Below are 25055 nucleotides of genomic sequence, written 5' to 3'. Positions count from 1 at the left end.
CAAACGGTGCTTAGATGTTTCAAAAATTTATTTTCTGAAAAAGGTACTTTTAAAGGTAGTTGTATTCCCGACGTTATCGGTAACCGTAAGCTCTAATTCGCATTCTTTTTGATCAAGAATGATATCATCGAAATTGTAGGTGAGTGTATTCGTTTTGGGCTCGTACTCCATTAGGATCCACTTACCGTTGAGAGTGGCCGAATAGGTATCGATGCCGCTCAAGTCATCGGCAATATAAATACTTAGATAGCGATAATTGTTCAGCCATTGACCGTCTTTAAAATTCTTTGGGCGCACCTTGGGGGCGGTAGTGTCTTTGGCCAAAGTGTAAGTGCCGAGATTACGTGTTCTGGTGGTGAAAGTATCGCCCCGTTTATAGGTTGATGAGTGATAAGGTCTCAGTCGATTGTCCAATCTAGCAATGAACATTTGGTTTCGCTCATCGGCAGAATATTTAGAGACATCAAAAGTAATTGTGAAATTTCTATGGGCAGCTACCCGGCTATTATGTATGGTTACCGTGTCTGGACCTTTTTCAAGCTCTAAATAAAAATTATCATAGAAAGTGTTGGCCGGAAAATAAACTTTGGCCCCTCCCAAATCATAATTGTTGGGTTTTTTGGCAATCACATAGTTATCGGTCTTTTCGAGTTCCTTTGCGATAATTACCGGTTCATTTTTACCCTCGACAGGTATAACAGCCTTGGTCAAATTGCCTTCAAAGTCTTTAATAAGAAGCTCTACCTGATAACTTAGACCTTGGTTGACATCAATTTTACCATCATTGTACAATGTCTTGTAAATGCTCAATTTATTGCCGGGCGCTTTGAACAATTGCTGTACACGCTGGCGGTATCTACCGTACCTATTGTAGTCTATTAAAGTGTTTAGAAGTCTTGTTTCGGAAAAAGAAAAACTTTCAAAATCATAGGCCGTATATGTAGTTCCGTTGACAAGCTGCTCAACAGAGTATACTCCATTTCTATTGGCTGCCAAGTCTTGACGGTCGTACCCTATAAAACCGAAACCGATTGTTCCGGTGGCATTTACTTTTTCGGCTAAATACGATCCGTCTGCCTGCTTTTTGAATTGAAGCTCTATTGGTTCTCTGCTCTGATTGACGATGGCGTCTTCCGATAGGGCATAGGCATAAATTTTTTCAAGGGTAGGGTTGGTGGCATCTCTTACTTCTAAGCCATATAAAAGCGGATTGGTCGGCTTTTCTGAAAGACTGCTCCTAATTTCAAAATGTAAATGCGGCCCTGAAGATCCTCCGGTATTGCCTCCGTAGGCCACTATATTGCTCTGGTCAACTTTAAGCTCGCCATATTTAGGGAAAACTTCCACCTCGTACGATTGTTTTTCGTACTGCACCTTTTTGATGTATTCCTCTATTTCGGGGCCGAACTTTTGCAAGTGCCCATAAACAGAAGTATATCCATTAGGGTGGGCAATATATAGAGCCTTGCCATACCCCCAATGAGATACTTTGATTCTCGTTACGCTACCATCGCCAATGGCGTATATCGGCAGACCTTCCCTCTGCTTTGTTTTGATATCGACTCCAGAGTGAAAGTGGTTCGAACGTAGTTCACCAAAAGTACCGGCCAGTACAATAGGAATATCCATAGGAGAACGAAACGCATCTTGAGGATAATTCTCTTGTCCGGTCAACAACAACGAAAAAAAGAAAAGGATAAGAAAAATAGATTTGCCCATAATCATAGTAAGTGATACGAAATTAGCCAATAGCTTTCAATTCTTGAAAATGAACTTCACAAAAAAACTTTCGACTATGCCAATAACGGACTACCAGACAGTTAAAGTATTACTTCAAGAATAATTGAAAAAAGAATTGCTAACTAGACATAGGTATGTTAACTTTGTGTAAAATGCATCGCGTTTGAAATTATGAGTGAATTGGTCAAGGTTGTCGATTCTTTGGAGAACAAAATCAGCAAGTTACTGCATAAGATGGAGTTGCTTCAACAGACCAATACTAGACTGGAAGACGAACTGAATACCCTTAAAAATGAAAGGGAAAAAGTTCTTGAATCCGTATCCCATTGGGAAAATAAATACAATTCGCTCAAACTTGCTGACACGATGTTTGGCAGTAATACAGATAAGACAGAAGCTAAGCTTAAGATAAATGCTTTGATAAGGGAGTTGGATTATTGCATAGCCCAACTAGCCGAATAATAGTGAGAATAGAAAGATGTCGGAGAAGCTCAAAATAAAACTTTCCATAGCCGATCGGGTCTATCCATTGACCATTGATCCAAGTCAGGAAGAAGGTTTGCGAAAAGCGGCCAAGAATATTGAGCAACTGGCTAAAAAATTCGAACAAAGTTACGCTGTACGCGATAAACAAGATGTTTTGGCCATGTGTGCCTTGCAATTTGCATCTAAAATAGAGCAACGCGGTATCGATCAAACAGAAAATAATAAAGAAGCCACCGACCGCTTAAAAGCATTGGAGCAATTGGTGGCATCAAAGCTTAGTGTAAAGTAGACGTTCTTTAAAATAGCATAAGTTACTGCCCACATTGGTAATATCTTTTGACAAACTCAACGTTAATTTGTTTAAAAAGGGTGAGTTTAGATTGTAAAAGCAGGCCTTCTCGTTTAAGGATCCTTGATCAGTCTGTTAGCCCTAAACCTGTTTTTAGGAGTTTGTACAAAACTTCCTCCGATGTGGGCTTTTTTTATATTAAATTTTCATTGTATGGATATTGCAACACTAATAATAGCGGCAATTGTCGGAATCGCCATCGGTTTCGGAATTGCCAAGTTTATGGAAAAAGGCAAGGCCTCTAAAACCCTTGCCAACGCCAAGCACCAGGCCGATGCCATTCTTAAGAGTGCCAAAGTTGAGGGCGAGAATATTAAAAAGGATAAAATTTTTCAGGCTAAAGAAAAGTTTTTAGAACTCAAGGCCGAACACGAGAAGGTCATTGTTGGTAAGGACAAAAAAATTAATGATGCCGAGAAGCGAACCCGTGATAAGGAATCACAGGTAAGTAGCGAGCTGGCCAAAAACAAAAAACTGAACGATCAGCTCGACTCCAAATTAAAAGAGTTATCGCACAAAGAATCGATTTTTGAGAAAAAACAAACGGAACTTGATAGGCTTCACCGAAATCAAGTGCAACAACTTGAGGTAATATCGGGTTTATCGGCCGATGAGGCAAAAGGCCAGTTGCTAGAATCTTTAAAAGAGACGGCAAAGACCGACGCCATGGCCTTTATACAAACTACGTTGGAAGAGGCCAAATTGACTGCCCAACAAGAAGCCAAGAAAATTGTTATCAACACCATTCAGAGAATAGGTACCGAAGAGGCCGTTGAGAATTGCGTATCGGTTTTCAATCTAGAGTCAGACGATGTAAAAGGCCGTATTATTGGTCGTGAGGGTCGTAATATTAGGGCTCTTGAGTCGGCTACAGGTGTTGAAATTATTGTAGACGACACTCCTGAGGCAATTATACTTTCTTGCTTTGATTCCGTTAGAAGAGAGGTGGCACGTTTATCGTTGCACAAGTTGGTTACCGATGGTAGAATTCACCCGGCACGTATTGAAGAGATTGTAAAGAAGACCGAAAAGCAGATCGAACAAGAGATTGTTGAAGTAGGTAAAAGAGCGGTAATCGATTTAGGTATTCACGGTCTGCATCCTGAATTGGTTCGTGCAGTCGGTAGAATGAAATATCGTTCTTCATACGGTCAAAACTTACTACAGCACTCTCGTGAAGTTGCTAAGTTGTGTGGTGTCATGGCAGCTGAATTAGGTTTGAATCCTAAACTGGCAAAGCGAGCAGGCTTGTTACATGATATTGGTAAAGTGCCGAATACCGAAGCTGAACTAGAAACCCCTCACGCCATTTTAGGTATGCAGTGGGCCGAAAAATATGGTGAGAAACCAGATGTTTGCAACGCTATCGGTGCTCACCACGACGAAATTGAGATGAAAACCCTGATTTCGCCTATCGTTCAGGTCTGTGATGCCATTAGCGGTGCCCGACCAGGTGCTAGAAGACAGGTGTTAGATAGTTATATTCAAAGATTAAAAGATCTTGAGGATATAGCCTTTGGGTTTGGCGGTGTTCAAAAAGCCTACGCTATTCAAGCGGGACGTGAACTTAGGGTCATCGTTGAAAGTGAAAAGGTAAGCGACGACAAGGCGGCCCAACTGTCTTTTGAAATTTCGCAAAAAATACAGACGGACATGACGTACCCCGGCCAAGTGAAAGTTACCGTTATCAGGGAAACCCGATCGGTGAACGTAGCAAAATAAATATTCGTTATTCCAAAGATATGAAAGACCGCCATACGGCGGTCTTTTCTTTTTATAGGGCAGATTATTGAAGATTGTTTAGTTGTTTTTTGCTATTTTTAGCAATTCCTAATTTTTTCTGAGATGAGCGTTTTGCTACGGGTCAAAAACCTCCCCCTTTTTGGTTTGTTATGGTATGGTATCCTATTTCTATCATGTGCTGAAAAACCACCTCAAAACATTGCTTTTGCCGATTTATCCGAAGAAGATAAAAGAAAGCCTGAAAATGCTTTGGCTTCTATGGAGGTGCATGACGATAGCCTAGAATTGACGCTGTTTGCCTCAGAACCAATGATTAGCAATCCCACCAACATGGCCATTGATGCCAAAGGCAGGGTATGGGTCTGCGAGGGTACCAACTACCGTAGTTTTGCCAATCCTGATATTAATTATGAGAATAAAGGCGACCGTATTGTTATTCTAGAAGATACCGATGAAGATGGTATCGCCGATACCTCAAAGGTATTCTATCAAGGTCAGGATATCAATTCAGCATTGGGTATAGCTGTTTTGGGTAATAAAGTGATTGTTTCTGTCAGCCCGAATGTATTTGTTTTTACCGATACCGATGGGGACGATGTTCCCGATTCCAAAGAAGTTCTTTTTTCTGGAATAGGAGGAAAGGATCATGATCATGGGGTACACTCTTTTGTTTTTGGGCCTGATGGAAGACTTTATTTCAATTTCGGTAATAATGGGGAGCGGTTATTGGATAAGAACGGTGACGCGGTAAAGGATAAGTACGGAAATGAAATAGTGGGCGATGGTAGCAATTTTAGGGAAGGAATGGCCTTTAGGATGGAGCTAGATGGCTCAAAACTTGAAGTACTGGGTCACAACTTTAGAAATCCGTACGAACTGGCTTTAGATTCTTACGGAAACATTTGGCAGTCAGATAACGATGATGACGGCAATCAAGGTACTCGCATCAACTATGTGATGGATTATGGTAATTACGGTTTCAAAGATTGGCTTACCGGTCAGAATTGGCGAGAACGTAGAACAGGTTGGGAAGAGGAAATTCCATTTAGGCATTGGCATTTAAATGACCCTGGTACAGTGCCTAACTTATTGCAGACAGGTTCTGGTTCGCCTTGCGGTATGATTGTATATGAAGGTGATTTGCTTCCGAAAAAGTTCAAAGGGCGTTTAATTCATACCGAACCAGGCCACAATGTAGTGCGTACCTACATCGTAGATCCGGAAGGTGCCGGTTTTAAAGCCTCCATTGAAAACCTTTTGACCAGTGAAGACGATTGGTTTCGGCCCGATGACTTGACGGTCGCTCCCGATGGTTCCCTTTTCATATCCGATTGGTATGATGGGGGAGTAGGCGGCCATAAGGCGGAAGATATTCAACGCGGAAGAATCTATCGATTGGCTCCGTCAAAGGCTTACAAGCCGAAATCTTATAGTTTTAAAACAGGAACAGATGCTTTTAAAGGAATCTTATCCGACAATATGGATGTATTCTACCAATCTTGGCTTAAACTAAATGAGATGGGAGATGCAGCCGATCCCTTTGTCAAAGAAATGCTGACCAAAGGTGATATTGCCAAAGCAAGGGCACTTTGGTTGGGCGCAAAGAATTGGACAAAATCTCATAACTATATCAATCTGGCACTTGCTGACAGCGACCCCAAGTTTAGGGCGCAGGGTGTACGCATGGCACGGTACCTTCGTCAGAAAGACCTTCGCATATGTTTGGAAGAAGCAGCACAAGACCCGTCCCCAGAGGTGCGCAGGGAGGTAGCCCTCACTCTACGCCACATCGGTAATGAAAATGCAGCTGAAATTTGGTCTGAGCTTGCCAAGCGACATGACCCCAACGATCGATGGTATTTAGAGGCATTAGGTATAGGGTCTGACAAGTTCGCGGATCTTTACTTTTCAAAGTGGGAAGAAAGCACTAAACCAGAACTTTCTTCCGAAATTGCCAAACAAGTAATTTGGAGAACTAGGGCTTCCAAAACGGTACCCTTGACAGACAAAATTATTCGGGGCCAAAACCTCTCCGATGATTTATTGGAAAGGTATTTTAGATCTTTGGATTTTAAGGAGCATCCGCAGAAGAATCAGATATTGCTTTCACTTCTCAATATAAATCACTCGAAATCGAAAAGAATTCAGGCCTTGGCCATCGCCCAGCTAGATAAAGAGTTTGTTCTGGGCTCACCTCGTAATTTGGCCAAAGTAAAGGCGGTACTTCCTAAAATTCAGGGAACGCCAGAATGGCTAATGGCAGTCAAAAGACTCGAGCTTAAAAATCAGAACAACTACATTTTCGAAATGGCCCAGAATAGCGAATCGGAAGATTTGCAGAAAGAGGCCGCCAATTTGTTGACCGAAACAGACGGAACTGAAATGATTGCCGATTACCTAAGGTCAACCGTTGCCGATAATGAAAAGATGAATTTCTTAAAGATTATGGGCGGGGTTTCAAATGATAACGGTGTTAACGTACTTAAAAATGCTTTGATAGAAGATTCTTTGAGTGCCGCGCTTAACCGTCAAATAGTCGAGGCGTTAGGCAATTCTTGGTCAGGTCAGCATAGCCTTTACGATTTGTTAGAAAACGATAAGCTACCTGAAAATAGCAAAACCGCAGCTGTGTTGAAATTAATGAACAGTTGGAGCAGTGAGATAAAACAAAAGGCCACTCAATTTTTGGCCGATTCAAATCAAGAAGATTTGAATATTGAAGAGCTGGTGGCAATTAAAGGTGATGCCGACAAAGGTCAAGAACTTTATACCACTTATTGTAGCTCTTGCCATATGGCGGCCAACAAAGGTGTCAAGTTCGGGCCTGCATTATCCGATATTGGTAACAAGTTGTCAAAACAGTTTCTTTATTCCAATATAATCTACCCAAGCGCCGGAATCAGTTTCGGATATGAGGGTTATACAGTCGAAATGAACGAAGGCTCTATTTATACGGGTTATGTGTTGAGTAGAACGGAGGATGAAATTACACTGAAAATGATGGGAGACACTCAAAAATCCTTAAATCTTGCAGATATCAAAAAGATGGAAGCTATGGATAGGTCTTTAATGACCGAGGGCCTCCACAAAGTTATGTCAAAAGAAGATTTGGTGAATCTTGTCGAGTATCTGACTACCCTAAAAGTGGACGAACAGGCAGTTGCCGTTCACTAGGGGAAATATTTTGAAAACAAGTATTTAGATAAATCGGTTTATTTAATCCTTCTGGACTGAGTAGTAAAAGATAGGCCTTGTTGACCTACAGTGGAATTCATCACTCCTTCAAATAAAGGTTCAGGAGACTCTATAGGGGTTTTCCATTCAAAGATAAAGTTGGAACCCGTACCTCCGGTAACATCTACTTCATCAATGATTATTTCAGTAGTTTCCATTGGGGCCAGATAAATAGGATGGTCAAAATAAGTACGTACCAATTCACCATGCGTATCATAATAATTGGCCTTTAGTATGTAAATAGTATCTTGATCGCTCGTATTGCGCATACTTACCATGGCGGTAAGATTATGGGTTTTGTGTTCCGAAAGACTATAAATCTGTGAATAAATTGAAAGATAAGATTTACCGCTCTCCAGGCTGTCTTGAGCCGATATCTCAACCTTTCTCTTAGACCAGTTTTCAGGATTAACGGAACTTAACCCTTTTTCTTTTTTAATATCACATGCTACCAAAAAGAAACCGGAAATGAAAAGAAGTATAATAAATCTTGGCAGTTGGTTCATGTATATGGTTTGTGTCTATTTCAACAGATTTCCTTATGGATTGTAATACTTTAGTACAATTTAGCAATGGACCAAAGCATTCATCAAATCTACCAATTTTCTGGCTATTTAATGCTTGTCAAAATGGCCAAGGTAGTTTTTATGGAAGGTAAATTGTGCCTTTGAGGTAAAGCTTTGCATTTCCGCTAATTTCGACTCTATCTTGCAAGTCTTTGCACATCAACCAACCTTTTCTTTCGGACAGTTGCACTGCACTCAATTTGGATTTATTTAGCTTTTTTGCCCATATGGGTGTTAATGAAGTGTGCGCCGAACCGGTGACCGGATCTTCGTCTATACCGGATTGCGGACCAAAAAACCGGGAAACAAAATCACAGGCATCTCCCTTTGCGGTTATGACAAGTCCTCTGGCATCTAAATCACTAATATTTTTAAGGTTGGGCTTCAAAGCTTTGATTTCCGTTTCTGAACCAAAGACTAAGATATAATCGGTTTTGCCTTTATAAGCTTCATTAGCTTCAATTTGAAAACAACTATTTAGTTGCGGGCTTAGGGGAACTTCGATTAGTTTGTCTGTTGGAAAGTTTAGGGTGAGATGGTTTTCTTCTTTTACAATGGTCAAATTACCACTTCGAGGCGAGAAAAAATCAATCTTAGGGCCTTGGTAATTTTCGAATTCAAATAAAACATGGGCTGCAGCTAGAGTGGCATGGCCACAAAGGTCAACTTCTACGCTTGGGGTAAACCAGCGAATGCTATAGCCACTCGAGGTTTTGACAATGAAGGCAGTTTCTGCCAAGTTGTTTTCCATGGCAATTTTTTGCATGATGTTATCATCAAGCCATTGTTCCAAAGGACATACGGCTGCAGGATTGCCCGTGAAAACTTCATTGGTAAAAGCATCTACCTGATATATCTTGATTTCCACTTTCTAATTTTAAATCAAAATTAGGCATTGGTGTCAAGTAATCAAATTTCTTTGGCGAGACTGAAATGAAAGAAAATACCCTTCTTTCCGTTAGGTCTATGGTCGATTCGAATTTGTCCACCTAATTTCTCGATAATAGTCTTTACCGTTGCCAGACCAATACCAGTGTCTTTCGGTCCAGTTCTTTGAAGTGTTTCGAACATTACGAATACTTTGCCCCAAAACTTTTCGGATATACCCGGGCCATTATCTTGAAAAGTGAAATAGTAGAAATCTTCATCCTCGTAAAACTCTATCCATATCTTAATGGGCTGCTCGCAGAATTTAATGGAGTTCTGAAAAAAATTCGTGAAGATTTGAGTAAAACTTGAGGCCGAATTTTTGATAATCGCATTACCGTTCTTGATAAATAGCTCGAATGGGGTAGTGGAACCTAAGTTTTTTACGATATCATTGATTTCCCTTTCAATATGAAAATCATCAAAGGCAATTTCGGAATTCGTTACATTGATATAATTGGTAATACCGCGAATTAAAGACTCCATAAAATGAACCCTATCACCAATGGTATCAAGCCAACTGGGTATTTCGGTACTTTCCAATAAAGAGGAATAGTCTTCTTTGATAAAACCTACCAACGAACTAATACCATGTAAGGGTGTCTTCATATCGTGGGCCAATCGATATGTAAAATGCTTTAGCTGGTTGTTCTTGAGGCTTAACTCTTGATTGATTATTTTTTGAATGGTATATTGTCTTCTCAATTCTAATTGAGCCATTACCTGATTGGCCAACGTAATCAAGGCTTCTTTCTGATTATCAGAGAAATCGTAACGGGGTTTTGTATCTACAACGCATAAAGTACCGATGGCCAGACCGTCTTTCGTACTTAATGGTGCACCCGCGTAAAATTTAACCTTAGGCCCGCCGATTACCATGGGGTTATCAAAAAAACGCTCATCTTCATCGGCATTGTTAACAATGAGAGGTTCATTGGGCCGATTGATGGCATGGGCGCAAAATGCTATGTCTCGGGGTGTTTCAGTGGCATCAATTCCGTAATGCGATTTGAACCATTGTCTTTCTGCATCTACCAACGACACAAGAGCCATTGGAGTGTTGCTTATATCGGCGGCAATTCGGGTAATGCCGTCATACTCTTTCTCTTCAAGGGTATCAAGTATATTAAAGCTATGAAGGGCTTTTAGGCGCTCTGCTTCATCAAAAGGAATTTCTGGTTTTTTCATCTACCAAAAGTTATGCTTTAGAATTCATTGAAAGATTGAACTTTCAAAGTGGATTTAATTCACTTATTACCTGAATTCTGTTAACGCAAACTTGGCTTTGATATTGTTAAAATTCCTAGTTAATTGTAAGAAAAGTATTAAAAAAATCTTTAGTGTCGGATATATTTTCTAGACCCAATATCCAACACGTCTCCGATAAATCCGAGAAGTCTAATCCGCCTTTTGTTATGGCTTCATTGTTATACCTGTTTTCTTTGCCATTATACCGATTACCTAGCTCAACGGCGTGTTGCCATAGGGTCAAAAGCTGTTTATCACCGATTTTCTCTTCCCAATCAGTAAATGATTCCGTACGAAAACCCGGTGTACCATTACCAACCGCATTACCATCGGCAATTTTATGGTACTTACAGTTTTTTTTGACATATGCCAAGTTCTCCTTGTTGGTTACCTCTTCGTTCCACTCGCTATGTTGAACAATATGAATTCGAATTTTAGCATCTAATTTTGGGTTCTCTTGCAATATCTTTTTTACCAGGGCAGCCGAAAAATCAGATTGACCTGCTTCCGCTATCCATATATTTCCGCCTTTGGCAAGAGTTTGTGAAGCTATGTTTTTTACCTTGATTACCGCTTGATCAAAATTGGCATGGGCATCCGTCCAATTACTTCCGAAGGCGAGCTCAAAAAGACTGTTGGGTGGTACGTATAAACCTTCCTGTTCCCCATAGGTGCCAGCCACGGCGTGGTGTTTAATATCTGAATATTGGGTTTGGCTGAGAAGCGATTTGAAAGCCGCTACCGTATGTAAATCATCTACATCGGTTTTGCAATCAAATTGGGCCAACAACAAGTCTTTACTAGGGTCGAGGCGGCCTGCCATTTCATATTGCCCGGTTATCGGAGATTTCGAAGAAGCCACCAAAATAAGGCTCCATCCTATAATCGATAAAGAACCCATTAATTTCATTGTGAAAAGATTTACTAAGTGTATGGTCTAAAGGCTAATTTTCTTCGGTATCAATATCTTCATCGTCATCATTTGATTCTGCCTCTCGGTTGAGACTATTCTCCATGATGTTCAATTTCTTCAATTTACCTTTCCAGGTTGCTAAAGATTCTTTGTGCCCGTTTACCCTTTTGACCACATCCTGTACGATTGGATTATCTTCACTCGAATCTGAAAAGAACTGAAGATTATTTTCTAATTGTCGTATGTCGCCTTTGATTTCTTCTATTTTTTTGCGAATAAAACTTCTCTCGTTCTGAATGGCGTTTACATTATCGGTTTCTGCCAATTCCTGTACTTTGTTACCGTACTTGAGAAGCTCGGCATCTTGGCGACTTATGTTCAACTTTCTAAAAATACCGTCTAGAATCTTATTGAACTTTTGGTCGATGTTTTTCTTTCTAAATGGTACGCGGCCATATGTTTTCCACTCGGCTATAAATTTCTTTAAAGCATCGATGTCTTTTGAATTATTACCGCTAAGCTTGAACTCTTTTAATTTGTCAAGGCAGGCCTCCTTTTTCTTTAGGTTATCTTCTTCCTCTTTAAAGTCTTTGTTCTTAAGCGCATGCAGCCTATCAAAATAATGGTTGCAGGCATTTTTAAACTCTTTCCAGATTTTATCGGAATACTTTCGCGGTACATGTCCGATTTTTTTCCAATCGCTCTGTATGCGCTTCATTTGCGGGGTAGTGCTATCCCAATCGTCACTATCTTTAAGGGATTCTGCCAAATTGAGAAGTTCTCTTTTCTTCTGAAGGTTATCTTGCTGCTCTTTTTTTAGGTTCTTATAATAAGAATTTTTGTTACGGTTAAAACTTCTAACCGTCTCTTTGAACTCAGACCAAGTTTTTTCATTCTTATTTCTAGGAACTTTGCCTGCCGTAAAAAACTGCTCTCTCAGTGCTTCTACCTTTTTTATTTGCTGCTGTAATCCTCTATGGTTATTAGCGGTATTACCGGCAACCTGCCTTATTTCAGATATAATTTCCTGTTTCTTTTCCCAGTTTTTTTCGTACTCAGAATCGAGCTGTTTGTAATAATCCTGTCTTCTTTGGTGCAATACTTTGGTAGCATTGCTAAAACGCTCCCAAATTTCTTCACGGTGCTCTTGGCCTACAGGCCCGACATCTTCTTTCCAGATTTTATGAAGTATCTGAAGCTCTCTAAAGACTTTGTTGAGGTCTGGTTCGGTAGCTAGCGCCTCGGCTTGCTGAACCAGTTTCTCTTTTTCGCCAAGATTGTGTTTAAAATCAAGATCGCGCAACTCACGGTTCAAATGCAGAAAATCATAGAAAATTTCTACATGGTGCTGATAGGTTCTCCAAACATCGTTGTAATTGGCTCTAGGTATGGGGCCGGCGTTTCGCCATTGTTCCTGTAAATCTTTAAAGGTTTTATAAGTCGAGTTCATGTCTTCTTCAACACTTACCAATCCTTTGAGTTCTTCAATGATTTCAAGCCTTTTGTTGAGATTAGACTTTAAGTCTTTTTCTAAGTTTTTATAGTATTGGTTGCGCTTTTCACGATAGTCTGAGTATACCTCGTTAAACTGCCTTTTCGTAACAGAGTTATAGCGAAAATCAACTTCGTTACCGCCACTGGCGACGAAATCTTCTTTTTTCTGCTCAATGAAATCTTGAAATTTAAGGTCAAATTCAGATTTAATGCCATCAACATGTTTTTTGATGGCCTGTACTTTCTCGTTTCTCACCAGTCGTTGTAACTCACCTACTAAGTTTTCCATCGACATAGAATGGTAGTCTAGAATAGGTATGGTGTGCCTGTGCTGGTTGTCGGTATCTTCGGCATCTTCGGCATTATTTTCATCGATTTCGCCCAGAACGTCGTCCTGATTATCTGCATTGTCATCTGGTTCGTCGCTCGATGATGTATCTGCAGATTCAACAACTTCGTTGTTTTCGCTTGCGGGTTGATCCGTCAATGTATCTTCAGTATCTACATCGTTTGAGTTGTTCCCCGAAGCTACACTATCATTTTCAATCTCAGATGCTTCAGTTTGGGAAACAGTTTCACCCTTCGGGTTCTCTGCCTCCGTTATGTTCTCTTGAAGTTTTTTATCTTCAGACATTATCGTTGTTGTTTGTTTGACCCTTACACACCTTGAAATATTTTTCGGTATGCATTCTCCTTCTCCAAAAATTCTTAGGGACTGAATGTAATCACATGATAAGATTAATGAATTGTGATTTTAAACATCAGCTCTATTTAATGGTAAGATACTAACAACCTTATAAAGTACAAAGGTTCTCACATTATTTTAAGAAACCACAGCAATCGGGTCGGGGCGTCAATTAAATTCACTCTTAGAAGCTAGTGAAGCCAGAAAATCTTGATTATATCAAAATAGATTCCGGTTGTTAAGAAATGACATTACATATTCCATATTTCCCAAGCCCTGTCAGCTTGCAATTCAAGCATTCTCAATCCATTACAGATTTGAGCACCTCTTGATTCACCCTCTTTAAGAAATGCGGTCTTATTAGGATTGTAAATCAGGTCAAAAAGTAAATGGTCTTTACCAATAAACTTATACGGTATATTAGGTTTAAATTCTATATTGGGATGCGTGCCAAGTGGGGTACAGTTGGTAATCAGCGTGTGCTCTTTAATCGTTTTTTCGTCAAGATCATTATAATTCAACTGATTCTCTAGAGGACTTCTTGAAACGATTTTAAACTCTATTTTTAGTTCTTTCAATACGTAGGCAATGGCCTTAGATGCGCCCCCAGTGCCTAGAATGAGAGCTTTGGTATGGTGAGCCTTTAAATGGGGTTCTAGTGATTTTTGAAAGCCATAGGCATCTGTATTGTGCCCTACAAGACCCGAAGGCGTAAATTGAATAGTGTTGACTGCACCAATTTCACTTGCCTGAGGACTTAGACTATCCAAAAATTCAATAACATCTTGTTTGTAGGGTATGGTTACGTTTAAACCCTTTAAATCCTTATTGTTTTTGAGCATATCAGGAAACTGATCAGCCTCTTGAAGGTCAAAATTCTCATACGAGTGATTTTCCAGTTGCAGGGTTTCGAACTTTTTCTTGAAATATCCTCTAGAAAAAGAGTAAGAAATATTTCTTCCGACAAGGCCAAACCTTTTTTTGCTATCAATCATTATTCTTTTTTCTGTTTTTTCCGTACCAATCCAAAGAAAGCAATATAACTACACCCACAATTACGAAAAAAAGGGCCCACCACGTTTCATAACTGCCCCAATCGGGCAGGTAACGTTCGTAGTTGACTATGATCTGTTTGCCGTTAGAATCTAAGATGGCATTTCCCTCACTGTCCGTTTTTATAATAGTTTTTTTCCATGGCCATACCACTCCTAAAGACCCCGTAATAAAACCAATAATTACCGCCGTGGTAATATGTTTAAAGTGCTTTAGAACATAACTCAACAAATGGGATAGGCTCACCAAACCAGTAGCTGAACCTACCGTGAAAACTGCCAATATAACTAAGGTATCTAGACGTTCACCATTATCGACGAAACTAAAATCACCTCTGAGTATTTCGGCAAAAGTGTCATACAATGCGTTGACCGAATCGACCAGCAACAATACATAATTTCCTAGAAGAATGAGGATAAAAGATCCTGAGAGCCCCGGCAGGGTCATACCCGAAACACTGATCATGCCACATAAAAAGATGAAAAATAGGTTGTCGTTCTCTTTTGCTGGACTCAGAAAACTAATGGAGATTCCTATAATAAGACCGATAATTCCCGAGGTTATCGTGGTTCGGTTCCAATGTTCAAAATCTTTTGAGATGTAATAAATAGACCCCAAAATCATTCCGAAGAAAGCAGCCCAAACGTACAGTTCTTTTTGTTCCAAAAAATAATCCAACAACTTCGAAATGCTGAAATAGCTGACCAGCATACCAAAAAGAAGTAGAGAAAGAAAAGGGCCGTTTACATACCGATAGAAACTTTTAAACCTACCATTGAAAAGTAGCTTAAAAGCCTTGGTATTGATTTTTTGAAGGGAATAGATAAACTCTTCGTAAAAGCCGGCCACAAAGGCTACAATGCCACCCGATACACCGGGAACCTTATTGGCAGCCCCCATGCACAGGCCTTTAATGACCAAAAAGAGCTTGTCTAAAAATGACCGGGGTTCGTACATGTAAGTGCTCTTATTTTTTTGCTGCGATGCGCTCTAAGATAAAAATAAGACCAAATCCGACCAACGCAGCAACTATTGCAATTACTAATTGGTTGTCGCCTGCAAAATTGAATGGTGAAACGTTCTCGTCGATGGTAATTATTTTTTCGCCAATTGTACGGGTTTCCAAAACGCGTTTCCAAGGCCAAATTTTGTTCAGAGAACCGATAATAAAGCCGGTCAATAGCGCCAAGGTCAAATTTTTGTAATGGGTAAACATCCATTTCAAAAGACGTGCAAAACTCAAAATACCAAAGATAGCGCCAGCTCCGACCACTGCTATTATCTTGAAATCCATATTGTGCAGGGCGTCGATAATGGTTTTGTAAGAACCGAGTAGAACTAATATAAACGCCCCTGAAATTCCGGGTAAAATCATGGCACAGATGGCAAGTGCGCCCGAAAGAAACAAAAACGGGAGACTGTCTACACTACCTGAAGGGGGCAGAGTAGTAATGTAGTAGGCGGTTGCGGCACCTATAATCAAGGCGATTACTGTGGCCACGTTCCATTTCTTTACCTCTTTACCTACCAATAAAATACTGGCGATGACCAAACCAAAAAAGAATGACCAAATAAGAATAGGCTTGTTCTCAAGAAGCCAACTCACCAATTTAGCCAATGACAGAACACTGATGCCTATTCCGATAAAAAGGGCAACTAGAAAATTACCGTTCAGCTGTTGCCATGCAGACTTGAAGCCGTTTTCTTTCAACGTTTTGATCAATGATAGGTTTACATTGTTTATTGAAGTAATCAACTCTTCATAAATACCGGAAATAAACGCAATTGTACCACCTGAAACACCAGGCACAACGTCGGCAGCACCCATGGCCATGCCTTTTAATGTGACTAAAAAGTATTGAAATAAGTTTCTGTTCTCCATTGAAATTAATTGAGCGAAAACAAAAATAACCTTTTTAAAATGGTATCGTGATTAAAATAAGGCAAAGCGTGCCGGTCGAAACCAAGGTAGAAAATTGAACCACAGATAATCAAATCTGATATTAACCTCGAAAAGAGAGATTTACCTTAGCGATTTCTCGATTTTGGCCACGATACCACGCAACCAGTCGGTGGCCGCATATTGTGGATATTCTTGTTTGAATGCATCTAGTTTTTTAAAATCTAGATTTAATGCATCAATTAAACAAATTCGAGCATTGATGGTATCGTTCATGTCAAGGTAGCATCCCGCTGTTTTATACTTTAGTTCAGCGTTATCCGGATAGAATTCTTGTCCCTGTGATAATACATGAATGGCCCCTGGTAAATCATCATTTCTTTTAATGACCTCTGCCCAATCGAGCCATGTGCCCAATTCATAATTGCCAAGGTCTACGGCCTGCTTATAAGAAAAATCGGCTTGATCGTAGCGCTCAAGAGCAAAATTGATCATGGCACATTTTTTCCAATATTGCGGATTTTCACCATCGATATTCAAGGCCTTATTCACATAGAATAGTGCCTTTTTGTAGTTTTTACGTCTATAGTAGAAATCGGTAATCGCCAACCAACCCTTATCTAGAAGAGGGTCTTCATGTACCGTGTGATAATAGTAGTACTTGGCCATTTCATCGTTCTCCAATCGCTCATAGCATTTACCAATTCTTAGGTAGGCATGAGAGGTCGGGTCTTCCATTTGAATGGTTGTCTCGTAGTTCTCTATAGCCTCATTGTACTTGCCCAGTTTTTCAAGAACCTTTCCCTTTTCAAAATAGGCGCCGATAAAAGTGTCATCGGAAATGATAGCAAAATCAAAGGCGGTCAATGCCTCCGAAAGCATATTTTTGGCAATGTATTGCTTACCCAATTGATGCCAAGCGACCTCGCAATACGGATTGCGCTCTAAATAGTCGTTCAGATAAACAATGGCACCATCATGATCTTCTAAAAACTCAAAGCAGTAGATTACATTGTAAAGCGATGAATAATCTTGCTCATCGAAATCTACACAGCGCATAAAACTCTCTTTGGCCAGCTTGTAATCGTCCATAAAGAGATACTCCATTCCTAAAAGGGAATAAATATCAAAGCTATTATCGGTAAGGTCTAGAGCTTTGTTCAGAAACTCGACAGCGGCCTCATGATTGTCTTTTTTAGAGAAAATATTGGCCCGCTGAATAAAGATTTCTTCATTGCTGCTATCCAGTAATTGAAGCTCATCGAGATACTGCTCGGCTTGGTCGAGATGGTTCTCAAAAACAAGAACCTCTACATCGAGTAGCTTTAGTTCAATGGAACCCGGGTGCTGTTGAAGCCCAATTCTAATTGCTTTTTTGGCCAAGGTAATCTTGCCGTTGTTCAGATAGTGATGGATGATATCCTCAAAATCTTCGGCATCGAAGAAATAAACATCGTCAGTCTTGAGCATTGATTCAAACTTGGCGATGGATTGGTCTGGCCTTTCGTTAGATTCTAACGCCATAAGAACGTTTTGGTTAAACTATGGAATTAAAAGTAACCTTTTGAAAGGCACTTTTTTTTCCGTTGGAGCCTATATTATTAACAAATTAGTTAACAGCTTATTGCTCATATGCATTTAAAACTTCAAGTATTGTGCCACATCCGATTTCTATTTCATGTTCTGACATGGTCAGGGGTGGCGAGATTCGTAAGGCCCTCGGTTCGAACTGTAACCAAAAGAGAATCAGTCCCTTTTGGGCGCATGTCAAAATTACATGGTTAGCCAATTCAGCCGATTTTAGTATGGGGGCAAGCATCAATCCAGTACCTCTAATTTCCTCAATAAGAGGGTGTCGAAGGTACCTTCGAAACAAGGCCTCTTTCTTTGAGATTTGTTTCATAATATCTGATTGAACCAATTTTTTTAAGGTGGCCAACGAAGCCGCAGCAATTACAGGGTTTCCACCAAAGGTGGTAATATGACCTAATTTTGGGCTATGTTGTAAATGGGCCATTAGGGCATTGGAGGCAACAAAAGCACCTACTGGAAGACCTGAAGCCATGCCTTTACCGATAACCAGAATATCAGGAACAATATTATAGTGTTCAAAAGCAAACAATTTACCTGTTCTGCCGAAACCTGGTTGAATCTCATCAAGAATCAGTAGTGTACCCGTCTCATCACATCGCTTACGAACTTCTTGGAGGTAATTTTTCTCCGGAAGAATAAATCCGGCCCCTCCTTGAATAGTCTCTAAAATTACGGCCGCTGTTTGGTGGGTTATATTCTCTACATCATCAACAGAATTAAACCTGATGAAGTGCACATCGGGAAGCAAGGGTCTAAAAGGTCCTTTTCTTTCTTTATTGCCTAATACGCTCAAACTGCCCATGGTGTTGCCATGGTAGGCATTTTTGGCGGCTATCAACTGGCTTCTTCCTGTAGCCCTTCTCGCCAATTTTAAAGCGCCTTCGACTGCTTCGGTGCCCGAATTGACCAAATAGGTAGTATCCAGGCCTGCTGGTAGAACCGAGGCCAATAATTTAGTGTATTCAACTGCGGGTGCTTGGGCATATTCGCCATACACCATCACGTGCATGTATTTTTCCGTCTGGTCTTTAATGGCAGAAACCACTTCGGGGTGGCAATGGCCTAAAGTACACGCAGAAACCCCTGCTACAAAATCAAGATGGGCTTTACCGCCGGTGTCATAGATATAACTGCCTTCAGCCTTTTCCACCTCCATTGCCAGAGGGTGAGGAGAGGTTTGGGCCTGATATTTTAAGAAATCATCTGTCATGGCCGCTAATTTTCTAATGAATTATTGGAATTGGTTCGGGTCGGAGGTAACCTTAATTTGTTTTGGTCTGTCGGAAACCTTGGTATTGATAGGAACGTTTTTGGTCGGAGGGATGCCATTTACGGGGTCGTTCGAATTTTGATCACGTTCGGCCTCCAATGCATCAATATCGATTGGGTTGTCGAGACCATTGATAACGACCAGCTCTAAATTATTGTCGTCCTCATCAAAAATATCTTCCATTTTTAATATTCTCTCATCTCCCCGCCAAACAAAGCCTTTTAGTTTTCTACTTTCAAAAGGAAGCTCTTTGTCTGGAAATATATCACCATCAGGATCGGTATAAAAGGTAAGGTCTTCCACATCGTTATTGGCCATCGTAATTCGAATTTTACTACAAATCGTTTTATCGATACCAATGAGCTCGTCATCATCATTGTACATGTAATAGATGACTTCTGTGTTCTTTATGAGGTCAATAATTTTCAATTCGTTATCGATGAATTTACCAAAAAGATCTTTGCCCTTTGCCTGATTGTAACCTGTTTTACTGATACTATCAAGCGATACGATGAAGGCATTGTTGATTACCTTTAAAGAATCGAGTTTTTCGGTTTTCAAGTTTGATATCAAATGAATACTATCACCGGTCATTTGGTTTTCGCCATTCCATAGTACCGGATTTCTTATTAGTTGGGTAATTCCGGTTTTTTCGGAGAAGTGAAGGGAGTCACATTTGCCGCTCAAATCGGTTTTATAGAATTTGGCATTATGAAAAGCGCGTGAAATTCTATTTTTTGGCTTTCCGGTAACCATTAAGGTATCGCCGTGCATATAAAGGGAATCTTGCTCTACCAAACTTATAGAGACAGCTCTTTTCGTGGCGAAAACGGAGTCTTTTGCCTTATAAATTTCTGCATAATGCGCTTTTATAACACCGTCGTTTACCGTATCGGTCACCACTATATTATTAGTCGCGGAAGCAAATTCGGTCGCTTTGTCAAAAAAGACACTATCACCTTCGATTATTCTATTGTTGTAGTCGATTCTGGTGTTTTTAATTCCGTAACCACTCTCTATTTTAGTGTCGTAAAAACCTCGTTCACAGTAAATTTTATAGCTTTCCCCTGTGATAGTCGAAGCACCGTACATGTAGGCGTTCTTTGAGGTCGTGTAGTAATCTAAGCGTTCAGAATCTAAGGTATATTGCGGATTTTGGATATGTACACTATCTAGAAACTGATATTTCTTCAGTTCCATAAAATAGCGCCCTATTTCACTGGTGAGTGTGTTGGTCGAATCTACAATCGTACCCGAACTGTTATAATACGATTCTTGATTCTCTCTATCAAAATAAAGGGTGTCTGTACGAAGCGTCATTTGACCTGTCTGCTGATCAGCTCTTAGAAGAACATCTTCGTAGGCTTTTGCCAATTTGGTCTCGCCATCGTAATTTATTTTTCCACTAGTAAGTTCGATGGAGTCTCCTTGTTGCAAGCGAACGTTTCCTAGAGCCCTAAGCCTATTTTCCTTTTGATAGTAAATGGCTATGTCGCACCAGAGATCAGCCCCTTGGTGCTCAAACTGAACTTGTCGGGTATCTTTACTGAAAATCGAAGCACCCGGAAACTGCGCCTCGTTCTTCGTAAAGTTGGCCCCGTAGACGATATTGATCTGCTTGTTTTGAACGGTGTCAGCACTTTGGTTTTGCCCCTGTGCATAACAAATGGTAGAACACGCTAGGAAAATTAGAATGCGGGAAATTAGATTCAATTCCTATTAGATTTTGTCCAAAAATAGTCTTTTTGTGGTCTATGGAATAGAGTTTAGCAAAGATTTAGCAAGTACCTATAGCAGTCTAGGCACCTAAACCTTCTTTGCTAAACCCAAGATTATCTTAAAATCGTTTGAGTACGGTCAGGACCGACCGATACGATCTTTATAGGCACTTCAAGCTCTTTTTCTAAAAATTCTATATAAGCAGCAAGCTCTTTTGGCAGCTCGTCGGCTTTCGACATTTTAGTTAAATCTTCTTTCCAACCCTTCATCTCGCTGTAAATCGGGGTAACGTTTTCGGCTTCAATATTGTATGGTAGGTGAGTGATTTTTTCACCTTTATAGTTGTATGCCGTACATATTTTAATGGTTTCGAATCCGCTAAGAACATCAGCCTTCATCATCATAAGCTCTGTAACACCGTTAACTTGAACGGCATATTTCAAAGCTACAATATCAAGCCAGCCACAGCGTCTTGGTCTACCCGTAGTAGCGCCAAACTCGTTGCCGACTCTTCCCATGGTTTCACCATCTTCGTCGAATAACTCGGTAGGAAACGGTCCGCTACCCACACGTGTTGTATATGCTTTAAAGATACCTTTCACCTCACCGATTTGGTTCGGTGCAACGCCTAAACCAGTACAAGCACCAGCGGCGGTGGTATTACTGGAAGTTACGAAAGGGTAGGTGCCAAAATCGATATCAAGAAGTGATCCTTGCGCGCCTTCGGCCAAAATTTTCTTACCTGACCTTTGAGCCTGAAACAGATATTCTTCACTATCGATAAAGGTGAGTTTTTTTAGTGCTTCTACTGATTTGAAGAATTCGTTTTCCAACTCGGCCAAGTCATATTCTATATCAACATTGTAGTAGTCGATCATAGCTTCGTGCTTGTCGGCAAGGGCACGGTATTTTTCTTTCCAATCGCTCATCTCAAGATCACCTATTCTCATGCCGTTACGACCTGTTTTATCCATATAGGTGGGGCCGATACCCTTAAGGGTCGAGCCTATTTTGGCCTTACCTTTAGAAGTTTCAGAAGCAGCATCGAGCAAACGATGGGTAGGTAAAATTAAATGTGCCTTACGGGAAATGAGCAATTTCGATTTTATATCGATTTTAAACTGCTCAAGGGCTTCTAACTCTTTTTTGAAAATAACAGGATCTATTACCACCCCATTGCCAACTATATTAATGGCATTTTTGTGAAATATACCTGAAGGAATGGTATGAAGTACGTGTTTAATGCCATCAAATTCCAAGGTGTGCCCAGCATTCGGACCTCCTTGAAATCTGGCAATTATATCATAGTTTTTGGTCAGTACATCGACGATTTTTCCTTTTCCTTCGTCTCCCCACTGTAATCCTAACAATAAATCTACTGCCATTTAAAATTTTCGCTTAGCTGTTGGTGTTTTCGTTTTTATTTCTGGTGCCATAGAAATAAAGAGAGTGGTTACTGATCTTGATATCAAAAACCTCTTCTATGGTCTTTTTTATAGATTGAATACGAGGGTCGCAGAATTCTACGACCTCACCTGTATCGGTAAGTATTACGTGATCGTGTTGGCGGTCGAAATATGACTTTTCGTATTGTGCCTGGCTCTTACCAAATTGGTGCTTGCGAACAAGTTTGCATTCTAAAAGCAATTCAATGGTATTGTATAGGGTTGCCCGGCTTACCCTATAGTTCTTATTTTTCATGTTAATGTAAAGCGATTCTATATCGAAATGCTCTTCACTATCATATATTTCCTGTAAAATAGCGTAACGCTCGGGTGTTTTTCGATGCCCGTTATCCTCTAGAAAGGTGGTAAATACGTTTTTGACTATTTCTTGGTTTTTATTTTCTGCCATAACAAGAGTACGTACTACAATTTGCAAATGTACAGTTATATTTTAATTCAAATCTACAAACGGGTTACTTTATCTATTCCGTTGATGCGCTTGAGGTTTTCAATCAACTTTTTGAGAATGCCGTTATTCTTTACCACTACAGTGATACGGCCTGTGAAGGTGCCACCATCGGTACTGAAATTTAAATTGCGCATGTTTACATGCATATCGTCTGAAATGACTTCGGTTATCTCATTTACGAGACCAAGATTGTCGATACCTGTAAGTTTGATTTCACTCTGAAATTCTTCTTGTGTAGAGTCGATCCACTTGGCAGTGATGATACGATACGCATAATTCGATTGTAATTGTATCGCGTTGGGGCAGGCTTTTTTATGCACTTTTATGCCTTCGTTAACGGTCACAAAACCAAATACTTCATCACCTGGAATGGGGTTGCAACATTTAGAAAGGGTATACTCGAGTTTTTCCTCTTCCTTACCAAAAACCAGTACATCGAACTTTGAAGTGATTTCTTCTCTATCAATGCTTTCAGGAACAGGGGTTCTTCGAATTTTATTCTTAAAGAAGCTGATAAAAGCATTACTGTAAGACGACACAAAATCTTTGATCATTTGATTGTCGATAGCCCCAATACCGACTCTGTAAAAAAGATCTAAGCTGGTTTTTAGCTTAAAGTAGATGACCATTTTGTTGATGGAGTCTTCGTTCAACGTAACTTTTTGCGAACGTAGCTTTCGGCGCAAAATTTCTTTTCCTTCATCTGCGACAACCTTTTTCTCTTCCCTTAATGAAGATTTGATTTTTGCCCTTGCACGGGCGGTAGTGGCATAATCAAGCCAGTTTTGATTCGGTTTTGCTTGGTCGGAAGTGATAATCTCAACCTGATCCCCACTGTGTAATGTGGTGTTTAAAGGAACCAATTTGCCGTTTACCTTGGCACCTCTGGTGCGCATACCCACCTCGGTGTGAATATGAAAGGCAAAGTCTAGTGGAGTGGCCCCTTTGGGAAGCGATTTCAAATCTCCTTTAGGGGTGAAGACGAAAATTTCTTTGGAATATAGGTTCAATTTGAACTCTTCAACAAAATCTACGGCATTCGAATTGGCGTTTTCCAAAGCTTCTTGAAGTCTGTTGAGCCACATCTCAATGCCTTGTTCTTTTTGTTCACCATGCTTGTACTTGAAGTGAGCCGCATACCCCTTTTCTGCAATTTCATGCATACGCTCACTTCGAATCTGAACTTCTACCCATCTACCTTTTGGGCCCATAACGGTAATGTGCAGGGCTTCATAGCCGGTCGATTTGGGGGAGGATATCCAGTCGCGTAATCGAACTGGGTTAGGGGTGAAATGGTCGGTTACTATAGAATAAATTTTCCAGGCCAAGAACTTTTCGTTCTGCCTGTCCGACTTATAAATAATTCTAATAGCGAACTTATCGTAAATTTCGTCAAAAGACACATTTTGGGCCTTCATCTTTCTTCTGATAGAGAAGATAGATTTCATCCTGCCTTTAATGTAATAATTGAGTCCTTCTTCTTTTAAAGATTTGTCTATAGTGGCCGAGAAGGCATCAATGTAGGCTTGTTGCTCTTCTTTAGAATCTTCAATTTTTTCCTTAATGTCTCTGTAGACTTCCGGCTCAGTATACTTGAGACTTAAATCTTCGAGGTCGGTTTTAATATTGTAAAGCCCGATTCTATGGGCTAGTGGAGCATATATATACAAAGTTTCCGATGCCATTTGAACTTGCTTGTGCTCGGGCATCGAATCCATAGTAAGCATATTATGGTATCGATCGGCAATCTTGATTAAAATTACCCTGACGTCATCATGAAGGGTGAGCAACATTTTGCGAAAGTTTTCCGCTTGCTGTGAGGTGCTCATATCCTTTTTCAGGTGGGCAATCTTAGTAAGTCCGTCAACAATGCGGGCAATGGTTTCTCCGAACATGCGCTCCATGTCGTCAAGAGTATATTCTGAATCTTCCACCACGTCGTGAAGAAGAGCCGAGGCAATAGCCACCGCATCAAGACCGATTTCAGAGGCAACTATCTTGGCAACTGCTATAGGATGAAATACATAGGCTTCTCCTGATTTTCTTCGCTGATCCTTATGGGCATCCAATGCTACCTCAAAAGCTGAGCGAATAAGGGTCTTGTCATCATCGGTAAGATGTTGATAGCTTATGCGAAGCAATTCTTTGTATTGCTTTGCAATTTCTTTGTTTTCTAGTTCTAAAGCTGCCTCCGTCATATAAAATAAAAATAGGATAATCT

At 40.2% G+C, this 25055-nt stretch carries 19 protein-coding genes and 1 other RNA gene; 5 read left to right on the top strand and 15 right to left on the bottom strand.

Going from position 1 to position 25055, the window contains the following annotated elements; genetic code table 11:
- Positions 1–27: 27 nt before the first annotated feature.
- Positions 28–1719, bottom strand: a complete 1692-nt coding sequence (locus tag IL356_RS18370) for a M23 family metallopeptidase (protein ID WP_121849553.1) — start codon at positions 1717–1719, stop codon at positions 28–30.
- A gap of 192 nt (positions 1720–1911) precedes the next feature.
- On the opposite strand from IL356_RS18370, the gene IL356_RS18365 reads away from it, so the two are divergent.
- The 5 genes from IL356_RS18365 to IL356_RS18345 all read left to right on the top strand — a co-directional run bounded on the left by IL356_RS18365 (position 1912) and on the right by IL356_RS18345 (position 7492).
- Positions 1912–2202, top strand: a complete 291-nt coding sequence (locus tag IL356_RS18365) for a cell division protein ZapB (protein WP_121849552.1) — start codon at positions 1912–1914, stop codon at positions 2200–2202.
- A gap of 16 nt (positions 2203–2218) precedes the next feature.
- Positions 2219–2515, top strand: coding sequence for a cell division protein ZapA (locus tag IL356_RS18360; protein ID WP_121849551.1), 297 nt, complete (start codon positions 2219–2221; stop codon positions 2513–2515).
- A 54-nt stretch (positions 2516–2569) separates the two neighbouring features.
- Positions 2570–2678: non-coding RNA, 6S RNA (gene ssrS / locus IL356_RS18355), on the top strand.
- 50 nt (positions 2679–2728) lie between these two features.
- Positions 2729–4297: a ribonuclease Y gene (rny, locus tag IL356_RS18350; RefSeq protein ID WP_121850748.1), complete on the top strand. Its 1569-nt coding sequence runs from the start codon at positions 2729–2731 to the stop codon at positions 4295–4297.
- Positions 4298–4420: 123 nt separating this feature from the next.
- Entirely contained in the window at positions 4421–7492 is a 3072-nt protein-coding gene (locus tag IL356_RS18345) for a PVC-type heme-binding CxxCH protein (RefSeq protein WP_121849550.1), read from the top strand.
- Positions 7493–7530: 38 nt separating this feature from the next.
- Here the strand turns inward: IL356_RS18345 and IL356_RS18340 are convergent, their stop codons facing one another.
- From IL356_RS18340 to IL356_RS18275, 14 genes are all read right to left on the bottom strand, one after another.
- Entirely contained in the window at positions 7531–8058 is a 528-nt protein-coding gene (locus tag IL356_RS18340) for a DUF3124 domain-containing protein (RefSeq protein WP_121849549.1), read from the bottom strand.
- A gap of 139 nt (positions 8059–8197) precedes the next feature.
- The gene (locus tag IL356_RS18335) at positions 8198–8986 is read right to left on the bottom strand and encodes a PhzF family phenazine biosynthesis protein (protein ID WP_121849548.1); all 789 of its coding nucleotides are present in this window, start codon (positions 8984–8986) and stop codon (positions 8198–8200) included.
- A gap of 41 nt (positions 8987–9027) precedes the next feature.
- Positions 9028–10233, bottom strand: coding sequence for a sensor histidine kinase (locus IL356_RS18330; protein WP_121849547.1), 1206 nt, complete (start codon positions 10231–10233; stop codon positions 9028–9030).
- A 115-nt stretch (positions 10234–10348) separates the two neighbouring features.
- Positions 10349–11203: a hypothetical protein gene (locus tag IL356_RS18325; RefSeq protein ID WP_121849546.1), complete on the bottom strand. Its 855-nt coding sequence runs from the start codon at positions 11201–11203 to the stop codon at positions 10349–10351.
- Between the two features lie 34 nt (positions 11204–11237).
- A complete protein-coding gene (locus tag IL356_RS18320; RefSeq protein WP_121849545.1) occupies positions 11238–13334 on the bottom strand; it encodes a DUF349 domain-containing protein in 2097 nt (698 codons plus the stop codon).
- A 302-nt stretch (positions 13335–13636) separates the two neighbouring features.
- Entirely contained in the window at positions 13637–14380 is a 744-nt protein-coding gene (locus IL356_RS18315; protein WP_121849544.1) for a shikimate dehydrogenase family protein, read from the bottom strand.
- A complete protein-coding gene (locus IL356_RS18310) occupies positions 14373–15395 on the bottom strand; it encodes a DUF368 domain-containing protein (protein ID WP_121849543.1) in 1023 nt (340 codons plus the stop codon). Before IL356_RS18310 ends, IL356_RS18315 begins: the two co-directional genes overlap by 8 nt.
- Positions 15396–15405: 10 nt before the next feature.
- Complete coding sequence (locus IL356_RS18305; protein WP_121849542.1) at positions 15406–16320, bottom strand: DUF368 domain-containing protein; 915 nt, start codon at positions 16318–16320, stop codon at positions 15406–15408.
- A gap of 141 nt (positions 16321–16461) precedes the next feature.
- Entirely contained in the window at positions 16462–17862 is a 1401-nt protein-coding gene (locus IL356_RS18300; protein ID WP_121849541.1) for a tetratricopeptide repeat protein, read from the bottom strand.
- Between the two features lie 97 nt (positions 17863–17959).
- Positions 17960–19141 carry an aspartate aminotransferase family protein gene (locus IL356_RS18295; RefSeq protein ID WP_121849540.1) on the bottom strand — a complete coding sequence of 394 codons (1182 nt, stop codon included), beginning with the start codon at positions 19139–19141 and terminating at the stop codon, positions 17960–17962.
- Positions 19142–19162: 21 nt separating this feature from the next.
- Positions 19163–20914 carry an OstA-like protein gene (locus tag IL356_RS18290; RefSeq protein WP_121849539.1) on the bottom strand — a complete coding sequence of 584 codons (1752 nt, stop codon included), beginning with the start codon at positions 20912–20914 and terminating at the stop codon, positions 19163–19165.
- A 119-nt stretch (positions 20915–21033) separates the two neighbouring features.
- Positions 21034–22305: an adenylosuccinate synthase gene (locus IL356_RS18285; protein ID WP_121849538.1), complete on the bottom strand. Its 1272-nt coding sequence runs from the start codon at positions 22303–22305 to the stop codon at positions 21034–21036.
- A 13-nt stretch (positions 22306–22318) separates the two neighbouring features.
- The gene (locus IL356_RS18280; protein ID WP_121849537.1) at positions 22319–22774 is read right to left on the bottom strand and encodes a Fur family transcriptional regulator; all 456 of its coding nucleotides are present in this window, start codon (positions 22772–22774) and stop codon (positions 22319–22321) included.
- A gap of 53 nt (positions 22775–22827) precedes the next feature.
- A complete protein-coding gene (locus IL356_RS18275) occupies positions 22828–25032 on the bottom strand; it encodes a RelA/SpoT family protein (protein ID WP_121849536.1) in 2205 nt (734 codons plus the stop codon).
- Positions 25033–25055: the final 23 nt, after the last annotated feature.

The organism is Euzebyella marina (genome assembly GCF_014855515.1).
GTDB classification, from domain to species: Bacteria; Bacteroidota; Bacteroidia; order Flavobacteriales; family Flavobacteriaceae; genus Euzebyella; species Euzebyella marina.
This window is presented reverse-complemented; position numbering and strand designations above follow the sequence as displayed.